At 61.6% G+C, this 12,526-nt stretch carries 11 protein-coding genes; 8 read left to right on the forward strand and 3 right to left on the reverse strand.

Annotated features, from left to right (window positions below):
• The first annotated feature begins 83 nt into the window (after positions 1-83).
• Complete coding sequence (locus tag PQR62_RS06835; RefSeq protein ID WP_408156138.1) at positions 84-1,631, forward strand: ABC transporter substrate-binding protein; 1,548 nt, start codon at positions 84-86, stop codon at positions 1,629-1,631.
• Between the two features lie 69 nt (positions 1,632-1,700).
• Here PQR62_RS06835 and PQR62_RS06840 read toward each other — a convergent pair whose 3' ends face one another.
• Together PQR62_RS06840 and PQR62_RS06845 are read right to left on the reverse strand one after the other, a co-directional pair.
• A complete protein-coding gene (locus tag PQR62_RS06840) occupies positions 1,701-3,005 on the reverse strand; it encodes an LLM class flavin-dependent oxidoreductase (RefSeq protein WP_408156139.1) in 1,305 nt (434 codons plus the stop codon).
• A gap of 1 nt (position 3,006) precedes the next feature.
• Positions 3,007-3,972 (reverse strand): aliphatic sulfonate ABC transporter substrate-binding protein, encoded by a 966-nt coding sequence (locus PQR62_RS06845; protein ID WP_408156140.1) that lies wholly within the window; start codon positions 3,970-3,972, stop codon positions 3,007-3,009.
• 339 nt (positions 3,973-4,311) lie between these two features.
• On the opposite strand from PQR62_RS06845, the gene PQR62_RS06850 reads away from it, so the two are divergent.
• The 7 genes from PQR62_RS06850 to PQR62_RS06880 all read left to right on the forward strand — a co-directional run bounded on the left by PQR62_RS06850 (position 4,312) and on the right by PQR62_RS06880 (position 11,491).
• Positions 4,312-4,728, forward strand: coding sequence for a DUF2946 family protein (locus tag PQR62_RS06850; protein WP_408156142.1), 417 nt, complete (start codon positions 4,312-4,314; stop codon positions 4,726-4,728).
• Between the two features lie 166 nt (positions 4,729-4,894).
• Positions 4,895-7,066: a TonB-dependent receptor gene (locus tag PQR62_RS06855; protein WP_408156144.1), complete on the forward strand. Its 2,172-nt coding sequence runs from the start codon at positions 4,895-4,897 to the stop codon at positions 7,064-7,066.
• 32 nt (positions 7,067-7,098) lie between these two features.
• A complete protein-coding gene (locus tag PQR62_RS06860) occupies positions 7,099-8,622 on the forward strand; it encodes a PepSY domain-containing protein (protein ID WP_408156145.1) in 1,524 nt (507 codons plus the stop codon).
• 202 nt (positions 8,623-8,824) lie between these two features.
• Complete coding sequence (locus PQR62_RS06865) at positions 8,825-10,003, forward strand: GAF domain-containing sensor histidine kinase (protein WP_408156147.1); 1,179 nt, start codon at positions 8,825-8,827, stop codon at positions 10,001-10,003.
• Positions 10,004-10,122: 119 nt separating this feature from the next.
• Positions 10,123-10,464, forward strand: a complete 342-nt coding sequence (locus PQR62_RS06870; RefSeq protein WP_408156149.1) for a zinc ribbon domain-containing protein YjdM — start codon at positions 10,123-10,125, stop codon at positions 10,462-10,464.
• Between the two features lie 182 nt (positions 10,465-10,646).
• Positions 10,647-11,078 carry a hypothetical protein gene (locus PQR62_RS06875; protein ID WP_408156150.1) on the forward strand — a complete coding sequence of 144 codons (432 nt, stop codon included), beginning with the start codon at positions 10,647-10,649 and terminating at the stop codon, positions 11,076-11,078.
• A gap of 209 nt (positions 11,079-11,287) precedes the next feature.
• On the forward strand, positions 11,288-11,491 hold the full coding sequence (locus PQR62_RS06880; protein WP_408156152.1) for a hypothetical protein: 204 nt from the start codon (positions 11,288-11,290) through the stop codon (positions 11,489-11,491).
• A gap of 65 nt (positions 11,492-11,556) precedes the next feature.
• Here PQR62_RS06880 and PQR62_RS06885 read toward each other — a convergent pair whose 3' ends face one another.
• Complete coding sequence (locus PQR62_RS06885; protein WP_408156154.1) at positions 11,557-12,306, reverse strand: glutamine amidotransferase; 750 nt, start codon at positions 12,304-12,306, stop codon at positions 11,557-11,559.
• Between the last annotated feature and the right edge of the window lie 220 nt (positions 12,307-12,526).

The following is a 12,526-nucleotide window of genomic DNA, read 5'->3' on the forward strand; positions in this document are numbered from 1 at the left end:
CATGAACATCTGCAGTGTCGCCGATATCGGCAGCGAGGAAAGCTCGGCAGCGTGATGACATCAACCTCAAGGATAAAAGCAATATGGATCGCAGAAATTTCGTAAAGAAAGTGCCGCTGGGCGTGGGCGGTTTGCTGATGTCGCAATGGATGGCGGATTTTGCGCGCGCGGCGCCGGCCCCGTCCGCCATGTCGCTGGCGATCGGCTCGCCGGTCGATGTGTACAGCTGGGACCCGACCGGCCGCATTGCGCCGGCGCCGGTGTCGATCTTCAAATGCGTGTTCGACCAGCCGCTGGAATACTCGGCCACGTCTGAATTGCAGCCAGGGCTGGTGAAGGCCTATCGCTGGCTGGACAAGGAAGGCAAAATCCTGGAGCTGGAATTTCGCGACGATGTGCTGTTCCACAACGGCGACAAGATGACGTCGGAGGATTTCAAATACACCTTCTTCGATCGCCCCAAGAAAGAAAAAGGCGTGCAACTGGGCGCGATCTGGGGTGGTATCGTCAAGGTCGACACGCCGTCGCCGACCAAGGCCGTGGTGCATCTGTCCTATCCGTTTGTCACGGCGCCGCAGTATCTGGCCTATACCGGCGCCTTCATCCTGCCCAAGGCCTATATCGAGAAGGTCGGCACCGAAGGTTTCATCGCCAGACCGATTGGTACAGGCCCTTACAAACTGGTTGAGTATCAGCGCGATTCGCGCATCGTATTGCAGGCCTGGGAAAAATACTGGCGTGGTCCGGCCACGGTGCAGAATCTGACGATTCAGGTGGTGAAGGATCCGACCGCGCGCGTGTCCGGCGTGCAATCGGGGCAACTGGCGCTGGCCTACAATCTGCCGATCCGCGATGCGGTGCGCCTTTCCACCAATGCCAATCTGACCTCACAGCTGACACCGACGGTCGACACTTACGTGATCCACATGGTCAACACCGGCGCCTTGACTGATGCCAATGTCCGGCTGGCGATGCACCATGCGATCGACAAGCAGGCGCTCTCCAAGGCCTTCTTCAACGGCGTGGCGGCGCCGCTGGCGACCCCGGCTGCACCCGGCACGCCGGCCTTCGACCCCGATGCAAAATTCGCCTACGATCCGGAGCAGTCCAGGGCGCTGCTGGCCAAGTCCGGCTTCAGTGTCGAGAAACCTGTCAGCTTCCGTTTCTTTGCCACCAACGGCGTCTATCCGAACGACTTCGACATGGCGCGCGCCATCGTGCAGATGTGGAAAAAGGTCGGCATCAACGCCTCGCTGGAAGCGATTGAATTGTCGGAATATTTCCCCAAGGTGCAGTCCGGCAAGCTGGAAGGCCCGGCCTTGTGGCTGTGGGCGAATGCGACCGGCGATCCTGAACTGGCGGCCGGCGCCTATCTGAATCCCAAGATGCTGTTCTCGGTCTGGCGCAGCAACGATGTCTCGGCGCAGCTCGATCCCTTGCTGGTGGAAATGGATTATAAAAAGCGCATGGAAGGCTACAAGCAATTCCACAAATGGGTGGTGGATCAGGGCTATGCGCTGCCGCTGGTGCAGGGCGTATCGAGCGTGGTCTATGGCAAGAAACCGGGCGGCTATGTACCGTTCCGCAACGGCTGGATTCTGCCGTATTACTGGAAGCCGGTCACGGCCTGATGGCTCAGCAATCGTAAAAAAAGACGGCCATCCGTTTGCGCGGATGGCCGTCTTCTCATTTGAGGCGACTTAGTTCGCCGTCAGCAGATCCCGCAAATGCCTGCCTGCATAATCACGCCGGAAACTGCCGCGACTTTGCAACTCGGGGATGACCAGATCGACGAAAGCGTCGAAGCCCGAGGGCAGATGCACCGGTGAGATGACGAAGCCGTCGGCGCCGCCCTGCGCGATGATGTGTTCCAGATAATCGGCGACGTCGGCGGCGGTGCCGGCAATCTGCGGCACCAGCACGCCGGTGGCGTAGAGGCGGCCGACGTCGGCCAGCGTCAGCCGGCGTTCGGCCGAGATTTCGCGGATCACGGCGAACAGGCCTTGCATGCCCGCGACCTGAATATCTTCAATCGGCGCATCCAGCGCGTATTCCGAAAAATCCACGTTCATGTGGCTCGACAGCGTCGACAAGCCGACCAGCGGTTCGGCCAGCGCATTGTGCTGCGCCTGCAGCGCCTTTGCTGCTTCGCGCGTGGCGGCGACGAAGGGCATGACGGCGGTCAGAATTTTGATGTCCGATGGCGCGCGGCCGAACTTGGCGGCGCGGCCTTTCAGGTCCTGATAGAAGCGCTGCATGCGCGGCAGATCGGGTTGAATATTGAACACCACTTCCGACCAGCGCGCCGCGAAGTCCTGGCCGCGATGCGAAGAGCCGGCCTGGATGATCACCGGCCCGCGCTGCGGCGAGGAGGGAATATTGAGCGGGCCGCGCACATTGAAATGCGCCCCTTTGTGATCGATGGCGGCGATCTTGCCGGCGTCGGCATAACGCCGCTGCTCCGCATCGAGCAGCAAGGCGTCGGGCTGCCAGCTTTGCCACAGCTTGTGCGTGACTTCCAGAAATTCGTCGGCGCGGTCGTAGCGCGCATCGTGCGCCAGCGTTTCACGCAGGCCGAAATTGTCGGCTTCGCCCTGATTGACCGAGGTCACCACATTCCAGGCGGCACGCCCGGCCGAGAGATGATCGAGCGTGGAGAATTCGCGCGCCAGACTGTAGGGCTGCGAATACGTGGTGGAGCGCGTGGCGCCCAGGCCGATGTGTTGCGTCACGGCGGCCAGCGCGCCGAGCAGCGGCACCGGATCCATGCGGGTGGCGTCCTGGTCGCCGAAGGCGGCGCCGTAGTGATGATTGCCGCCGTAACGCGTGGAGACTGCCAGGCGGTCGGCGAAGAACAGCAGATCGAACTTGCCGCGCTCCAGCGTCTGCGCGATATGGCGGTAATAGTCCAGCGTCAGGAAGCCGCCCGGCTGGCTGGCCGGATGGCGCCACAGCGCCTGGCTATGGGCGGCGTTGCCGGCGATCAGAAAGGCGGCGAGATGCATCTCAGAGCAGCACTTCGCGGTAGACCTTGTCCTGCACCTGCACCGGATTCTTGATCAGGCCCAGCTTGAGGAAGGCGTCGGCGATCTGCTGCTGTTCGGCGACGATGCCGGCATCCACGGCAACCGTGGTGTAGTTGCGGCGTTCGGTCGCCAGCTTCAGCACCTTGGCATCGACCCCCAGTTGCGGCGCCAGCAGGTCGGCGGTTTCCTGCGGATGAGCCTGGGTCCAGGTATTGGCTTTCTTGAGTTCGGCGAACAGGGTGCGCACGATGTCCTTGTTCTGATCCACGAACTTCGGCACCGCCAGATGGAAGGTGCGATTGTTCGAGAGGCCGGTGCCGTCGCGCAGAATGCGCGGGTTGGTGGTGATCTGCTGGCCGGCCAGGAAGGGATCCCACAGCGTCGCGGCATCGACATTGCCGGACTGGAAGGCGGCGCGCACATCGGCCGCGTTGGTGACGTACACCGGCTCGATATCGCGATAGCTGAGGCCGACTTCTTCCAGCGCTTTCAGCAACAGGAACTGCACGTTCCAGCCGCGCCCGGTGGCCACCTTCTTGCCCTTCAATTCCTTGATCGAGCGGATCGGCGAATCCTGCGCCACGAAGACTGCGATGCCTTTCGGATAAGGTTGCTCGGCGCCGAGATAGACCGCGTTGACGCCCGAGGCATTGGCGAACACCGATGGCGTATCGGCGGCGTGGCCGAAATCGATGGCGTCTGCATTGAGCGCTTCGGTCAGCTGCGGGCCGGCCGCAAACTCGAACCACTTCACATTCCAGCCCTTGGTCTGCAGGGTCTTTTCCAGCTGGCCGGTGCCCTTGAGAATATTGAGGGTGTTGAATTTCTGATAGCCGATGCGCAGGGTCTTGTCCTGCGCGGCACGCACCAGTGGTGCGCCCGAGACCAGCGCGCCGGCGGCCAGGCCTTGCAGCAGCAATCTTCTCTTGAGGTTGGATGCGCTCATGTTGTTCTCTTTCCCTGTTCTGTTCTTATCTGAATTTCGCGCCGGAGCCGGCGTGCAAGCTGCAAAGAATAGATAAGCGGCCGGCGATCAGGAAGGAAGCATTTCGCACTTGCAAATGCGGTTTTCATGTTTGGGGTGGTGCGGATAGGGCGGTCTGCCGGCGCTTCGAGGGCCCGTGCTGCGGCATATTGTCGCAGTCGGGATCATGGGGAATGTTCGAAAACATTCGAAGTTCCTTTCCCCGCACGGGATTGCGCCCGATTGCATCGCAGAACCGGCGGATGCGGCAGGGATGATGGCTGTGGCCGTGATTTTTAAGCGCTGTTAAGATCGCCGCCCATGAACATAGGCCGACCAGTGCAGCGTCGTATCTCGTGGATCGCACTCCTGGCAGTGCTGGTCATGCTGCTCGCGCCTGCGATTTCGGGCACGCTCGCTATCGCCGGCGTACGCAGCGGATTCGATGCACTGGCGATGCAGATCTGTTCGGTGTCGCAGACGAGGCAGGTACAAGTGCTGGCCGGCGACAGCACTGCCGGCAAGAACTCCGCTCCGCAAAATCAGAAGCAGATCAATTCCGCTTGTCCCTATTGCTCAGGTCATGCCGGGGCGCCGCTGCCGCCGGCCGCGCTCGATTTCAGTCTGGCATTCGATGGCGACGGCTTGCCGTTGTCGCCGCTCTTCCCCGCTTCCTTCCATCCCCGCTTCGCCGGTAGTTCCGAGCGCTCGCGCGCGCCGCCTGCACATCTGATCTGACGCGCGTCGCAGCGGCATTTCGATCCGTCGAATTGACTCGCGCCGCCTTGCCGTCTTCCCGCTCAGCCCACGTACTTTCTTTACCGATGCCCGGATGCGCCGGCCGAACTTGCAAAGCTCGCGCCGGTTCTCCAGCAATGCCTAGCGATAAAAAATGAAAACAAGAATGTCTCAATCACGTGCCGCCATGCCGGCTTCCAGAAGCGCTCACATCGCCTTGCATACGCTGCCCCTGGCGCTGGCGCTGGCCTTTCGTCCGGCGCTGGCGGCTGATGCCGGCGTCAATTCCGACGACAAGACTTCACTGCCGCAGATTTCGGTGGTGGCCAGCGACAATGCCGGCCTTGCCGCCTTGACCACGCCGGCAGCCACGGGCTCCAATCTGGGCCTGACGCCGCTGCAGAATCCTGCCAGCGTCAGCGTGATCGACCGTCGTCAGCTCGACGAGCGCGGCGATGCGACGCTGGTTGACGCCATTACCCGCGCACCCGGTTTCAGCAGCCTGGCGCATCCGGGCAACAGCGGCAGCTCGCTGTCGGTGCGCGGTTTTACCGACACCACCTCGGTGATGCGTCTGTATGACGGTCTGCGCCAGTACGGCGGCGTCGGCGTCAGCTTTCCGTTTTCCACCTGGTCGGTGGAGCGGGTCGAGGTGCTGCGCGGCCCGGCCTCGGTGATCTACGGCGACGGCGCCATCGGCGGCGTGGTCAATGTGATTCCCAAAAAGCCGGCGCAGGGCGCGGTGCAGAATGAGGCCGAATTCAGCGTCGGCAGCAACAACACGCAGCGCTTCGGGTTCGGCAGCGGCGGCGCCATCAACGACATGCTGTCGTATCGCTTCGACATCGATGGCGACAGATCCGACGGCTGGGTCGATCGCGGCAATTCGAATGACCTGACTTTCTCCGGCGCCTTGCGGCTGGATGTGTCGCCCGAGTTCAATCTGCAACTGAGTTATGCGCAAGGTCGCCAGCGGCCGATGCGCTACTTCGGCACGCCGCTGGTCAACGGCCAGCAGCTGGAGGCGGTGCGTGACAAGAACTACAACGTCGCCGACAGCGACATTCAATACAAGGACCGCTGGGCGCAACTGCAAGCCGAATGGAAGCCGAATGCCGATACCACCCTCCATAGCCGCTTGTATCAGATCAACAGTTATCGCTACTATCGCAATGCCGAGTCCTATGTCTACAACGCCGGCACCGGGCTGATCGATCGTTCCGGCAATACGGAAATCCGCCACGATCAGTCGCAGACCGGCAACACCACCGATGCGACATTCCGCGGTCATCTGCTGGGGCTGAAGAATCAGGTGTCGCTGGGCTTCGACATCAGCTCCAGTTCCTTCACGCACACCAACAACACTTATACCGGGTCCTCGCCTTCGGTCGATCCCTACAATCCGGTGCCGGGCAATTACGTCAGCACGATTCCCTTCATTCCGCGCTATCGCAACACCGCTTCACAGTATTCGCTGTTTGCTGAAAACCGGCTGGAGCTGAATGACAAGTTATCGCTGCTGGCCGGCCTGCGCTACGACCACGCGAATGTGTCGCGCACCGATCTGACCGGCGGCACCGGCGCTTTCGATCAGAGTTTTTCCAACACCGGCTGGCGTCTCGGCACGGTCTACGCGCTTGATTCCAGCACCAGCCTCTACGCGCAGTACGCAGAGGCCGCCGATCCCATCGGCGGCATGCTGATGCTGTCGCCGGCCAATAGCCGCTACAGTCTGGCCACCGGCAAGCAGATCGAAGTCGGCGCCAAGCAGGCCTTCTGGAACGGCAATGGTGAATGGACGCTGGCGGTCTACGACATCAAGAAGAACAATCTGCTGACGCGCGACGCCAGCAATCCGAATCTGAGCGTGCAGGTCGGCCAGCGTTCGTCGCGCGGCATCGAGGCCAGTCTGGCTTTGCTGCTGGCCAGGGACTGGCGCCTCGATGCCAATGCTTCGCTGCTGCGCGCGCAATACGATTCCTTCTCGGAGTCGGTCGGCGGCGTGAGCGTCTCGCGCAACGGCAATGTGCCGACCGACGTGCCGCGCCGTCTGGCCAATCTGTGGCTGAGCTGGGATTTTATGCCGGGCTGGACCGCCAGCGGCGGTCTGCGCTACGTCGGCAGCCGCTACGCCGACAACGCCAACACGCTGAAGATGCCGTCCTACACCACCACCGATCTGGCGCTGCGCTGGAAGATGGATGCCGCCACCACCATCACGCTGCGCGGCATGAACATCTTCGACAAGGCCTACTTCACCACCGCCTACTACACCAATACGCAATGGCTGTACGGGCCGGGGCGCCAGGTCGAGCTGGCGGTGCATCATCGCTTCTGATCGGATGAAGGCATGAGCAAGCAGGTGCCGACATGAGCGCGCGACGGCTGGTGTATCTGATCCACCGCTGGAGCGGCGTGTTCGCCTGCATGCTGATGGCGCTGTGGTTTCTGAGCGGCATGGTGATGCTGTTCATCGGCTATCCCAAGCTGACGCCGTGGGAGCGCTTGCATGCGCTGCCGTCGCTGGCCAGCCTGTCGACGCAGGCCTGCTGCATCTCGCCGCAGCAGGCGCTGGTGCGCAGCCGTAATCCGGAGCAGGTGAGCGAGCTGGTGCTGAGCTCGGTGCGCGGCCGCATGGTCTATCGCCTGCGCGAGGGCGACGGCCGTTATCGGGTGGTGGATGCGCAGGACGGAAATGTTGCCGCATTGACCGATGCTGCTGCCGCCATCCTGTCGGCGCGCAGTTTCATGGCGGATGCCGGTCGGGCCGGGGCGCATTACCTCGGCTTGATCGATGAAGACCGCTGGACCCATTCCGGCGCGCTCAATGCACACCGGCCGCTGCACATGGTGCAGATGGACGATGCCGCACACACCTTGCTCTACGTTTCCTCCGCCACCGGCGAAGTGGTGCTGGACGCGCCACGTGCCCAGCGCATGTGGAATTTTGTCGGCGCCTGGCTGCACTGGCTGTACATGTTTCGCGACCGGCCGTCCGATCCGGTCTGGTCGTGGATCGTGATCGTGTTGTCGGCGGTGGCGGTGTTGTCGTCGATCGCGGGCACCTTCGCCGGCATCTGGCGCTGGCGTTTTTCGGGCAACTACAAATCCGGTTCGCGTTCGCCGTATCGCGAAAACTTCATGCGCTGGCATCACATCACCGGCCTGCTGTTCGCCGCAATCACGCTGACCTGGATCTTCAGCGGGCTGATGTCGATGAACCCTCTCGGCATCTTCAATCCGGCCGGCGCACGGCCCGACCTCAGGGCCTATCGCGGCGCCACCCCGGGGCAGCAAAGCCTGCCGCTGAATCCGGCGCAGGCACTGGCCTTGCTGCAGCAGAACGGCTTCGATGCGCGTGAGCTGGAGTGGAAGGTACTCGGCGGCCGGCCATATCTGCTGGCGCGCAACGGCGCTGATGCGACGCGCCTGATCGTGGCGCAGCAAGGCGGCTATGCGGTGCGCGAGCAATGGACGCCAGAAGATTTGTTGCCGGCGGCAGCCAGGCTGATGCCGCCCGGCATCGGGCTGAGTAGTGAAGAGTTATTGCAGCGTTACGACAAGTACTACTACGGCCGTCAGCCGGAAGCCATGATGGGCGCCTCCGAACGCCGTCTGCCGGCACTGCGCCTGAAGTTTGACGACGGCGGCAACACCTGGGTGCACCTCGATCTGCACAGCGGCGAGGTCGAGCTCAGCGCCGACCGTGCACAACGCACGGGGCGCTGGCTGTTCAGCTTCCTGCACAGCTGGGATCTGCCGCTGTTTCTGCAGACAGGTGCACTGCGCGAGGTAGTGCTGATCCTGCTCAGCACAGGCGGTATGTTGCTGTCGCTGACCGGCATCGTCATCGGCTATCGTCGCGTACGCCGCTGGATGGGGCTGGCTTGCTGAAGCTGTCTGGAGTCAGTGCCGCATAGCTGCGGCACATTCGGCTTCGGCAGGGCGCTGCTTGCTCCGCATATGTCTGATAGCGATCATATGATCGGCAGTGCATATTGAACGGCGCACTTTGCGGCATGAATTTCTCGCGCATAATGCAGCATTCCCTATGTATCCCCTATGTCGCTGAAAAATTAGCAGAGTAATAATACGCATGAATCCCGATCTCGCCGCCGATATTCAATCCATCCAATCCATCGGCGCAGTACCCACCATCCTCGAAGCCATCGCCACGATGACCGGTCTCGGTTTTGTCTGCATCGCCCGGGTCACCGAGAACTCCTGGACTACCTGCGCGGTGCTCGACAAACTCAACTTCGGACTCAAGGTCGGCGACCCTCTGGATGTCACCACCACCTTGTGCGAAGCAGTACGCGATACGCGTACCGCCATCATTATCGACGAGGTGCGCAGCGATCCGGTTTACCGAGACCACCATACGCCGCGCCTCTACGGTTTCCAGAGCTATTTCTCGATTCCCTTATTCCGTCCTGACGGTGCTTATTTCGGTACGCTGTGCGGGCTGGATCCTAAAGAAGCCCGGCTGTCCGAAAAGACCACGGTCGACAGCATGACCCTGTTTGCGCAGCTGATTTCACTGCAACTGGAAAACGAACGCAGTCTGGAGGAGACGCGCAGCGCGCTGATGGATGAGCGTGAGGCCGCCGTACTGCGCGAAAAATTCATCGCCGTGCTGGGCCATGACCTGCGCAATCCGCTGGGTTCCATTCTGATGGGGACGGATCTGCTGATGACCCAGACTCTGGCGCCGAAATCGCAGACCGTGGTTGAGCGCATACGCCGCAGTGCGCAGCGCATCGCGACCCTGGTGGATGATGTGGTCGATTTCACGCGCGGCCAGATGGGCGGCGGCATCGCGCTGCGGCTGGAGCATGAAACGCGGCTGGCCGCTGCCTTCGAGCAGGTGATCGCGGAGTTGCGCAGCACCTATCCGGAGCGCAACATCGAGGCTGATCTGTCAGCTTGCCCGGTGCTGCTGTGCGATGCGCAACGCATGGCGCAGATGTTGTCGAACCTGCTCAAGAATGCGCTGGTGCACGGCGATGTTAGCCAGCCGGTCAAGGTCGGCAGCAATTTTCGCGACCACATATTTTCTTTGTCGGTCTCCAACGGTGGCGAACCGATTGCGGCGAGCAAGATTTCGCAACTGTTCAAACCGTTCTGGCGTGAGACCGGTGAGCGCGCGCAGGATGGTCTCGGACTTGGTCTGTTCATTGTGGCTGAAATCGCGCAGGCGCATGGCGGCACTATCGATGTCAGATCGGATGCAGAGGCGACGGTCTTCACTTACAGCGTCAAAGCCGCGTCCTGATTTCGGATACTCCGGATACTTGGATACGCAGGCGCACAGCGGCAGCGAGTATACTTGGCGCCGTTTTCCTGTTCCGCTGTACCGCGCATCAATCCGTTTTCACTGATCCGAAAGAATTCATGAGTACCTTGCCCGCCTGTCCCCAATGCAGTTCCGCCTATACCTATGAAGACGCAGGCATGCTGATCTGCCCTGAATGCGCACACGAATGGTCGGCGGCAGGCGAAGCGGCGGCCGAAGACGGTCCCCGCGTCTATCGCGATGCGGCCGGCAATATTCTGCAGGACGGCGATACCGTCAGCGTCATCAAGGACCTGAAGCTGAAGGGCGGCGGCGGTGTCGTGAAAATGGGCACCAAGGTCAAGAATATCCGCCTGGTCGACAGCGATCACGACATCGACTGCAAGATCGACGGCTTCGGTTCCATGAGTCTGAAGACCGAGTTCGTAAAAAAGGTATGATCGCCGGGTGAAGTGAAGGCCGGTGCGATGGATGACATTGCCGGCCTCGTCCCCGCAGCCCGCAGCAGAAGCAGCGCGGAGCAAATAGTGGTGTGCAGCAGCAAGAAGTTGATGAAGGTTTGACGCAATTCTGACGCGCGGCCGGTGAACTTCCCGGTCGCGAACTTTCGCGGTGCCGGCTCATGACGCAGCTTCCTTTTTCTCCTGTTCCGCCTTTCCCGCTCCGCAAGGAGTGTCCGCCCGGCGCCTGCGTGTGCGAGCGCGAACGGCTGCTCAGCGATCCGCAGGCCGATCTGAGCGTGCTGCGTCTGACGCGCGAAGAAGAGAAACGCCTGATCGCCCGTATCGAACAGATAGCGAGCCATGCCGAGCTGATCCGCATCGGCGAACGCCTGCAGCAACAACTGGGCATCGTGCTCAGCATTGCACCCGCCGGCAACGAGGTACGCACCGTGCGCGGCTTCAGCATCCAGCTGGCGGAACGCCCCGGCCTGTGCAAGAAATTGCACCAGACCATCCCCGCAGCGATTCGCCGCTGTCTGGAAAAGCATCCCGAGATCGGCTACACCATCCTCAACTCGCATGACTTGCTGGGGCAGGAAAACCAATCCTGATCCCTCGTCTGCGCGGTTCTCCCCGTGAGGTTTTTTCCTACGCGCTAAAGCGCGCATGGCCGCTTTCTGCGCTGCCCGGGCGGGACAATACTGGACAGTGAGATACGGGCATTCGGCAACTGGCCGGAGACACTTTCGCAGATTCAACTTCGTGCCGATGTGTCGCCCGCTTCGCCCACCCCATGACCGCAGGTCTGAAGGAGCACATCATGAATACACCAGCGATGCCACAACTGACGGGCGCCGATCCGATCGACAGCGAGAGCGTTACGCCTGTGGCCAATCCGGATGCGAAGCAAGAGAAGGTGGTCGCCAATCAGAAAAACCAGCGCCCGCAGATCAAACCGGGCGGCGTATCCGAGGCTGAGCAGTTGCTCGATGAGCAGAATCTGGCGCAAGACCGGCGTGGCTGATCTTCCTTGCGCCGAGGCGCCGGGCGCCTGGTTCAGGCTGGCGGCAAGCTAGCAGCACTGCAGGATTACAGCGCTGCTGCGCGTCGCGCTGGTCGGCCCACGGACGGGTTCACTTTGGCGAGCCAGCCGTTCCAGAAGTCGCGTGAGGCGACGCGGAAGGGCTGCGCGTGGCTTTGCGATTCGCGCCGCAGACCGGCCGGGCTGAGGTCGCTGGTGTGTGCGATTTCGTGCGCGTGGCCTATCAGCCATTGTTCGACACGCCCGACGTCGAACTCAGGATGAAATTGCAGTGCCAGGCAATTGCGGCCCCACGAAAACGCCTGGTTGGGATAACGGTCGGTGGCCGCCAGATGGCGTGCTCCCTGCGGCAAATCGAAAGTGTCGCCATGCCAATGCAGGACATGAATATCTCCCTGCATGAGGCATTGCATGCAGGGCAGGTCGGCGGCGTCGCTGCCGGGCTTGAGCGGGCTCCAGCCGATTTCCTTGCCGGCGTTGCCGGGATAGACCTTGGCATGCAGCGCGGCCGCCATCAGTTGTGCGCCGAGGCAGATGCCCAGCGTCGGCAGATCTTCCAGCAGGCGCGCCCGCAGCCAGGAAATTTCAGCACGCAGATAGGGATATTGATCCAGTTCATAGACCGCAATCGGGCCGCCCAGCACAATCACCAGATCGGCATCGAGCGGCGAAGCGCCGGCGAAGGAATCGACGCCCACTTCGAAGTATTCGATCTCAAAACCGCTGCTTTCCAGCAAGGGTGCCAATTGGCCGAGATCTTCAAACGCGACGTGGCGCAAGGCCAGAGCTTTTTTCATGATGTATTCACCGCTTCGAAGAGCGCGCTCGCCAGGCTCGAAAGTCTGTTGACCGCAGTTACCGGGGGAAGTGCGCAGGCCTGATTGGTGATGGGCCGATGCACCGGATTGAACTTGCCGATTTTTCGTTTCGATATATTTTAGCGTATACAACGAAGTGCCTGAGAAGGCGGCCCGCTGTGCTGGCTGAAATTCCATTTTGCTGTGATTGCAAACGCGC

The organism is Herbaspirillum lusitanum, from assembly GCF_046025995.1.
Lineage (GTDB): Bacteria > Pseudomonadota > Gammaproteobacteria > Burkholderiales > Burkholderiaceae_D > Herbaspirillum > Herbaspirillum lusitanum_A.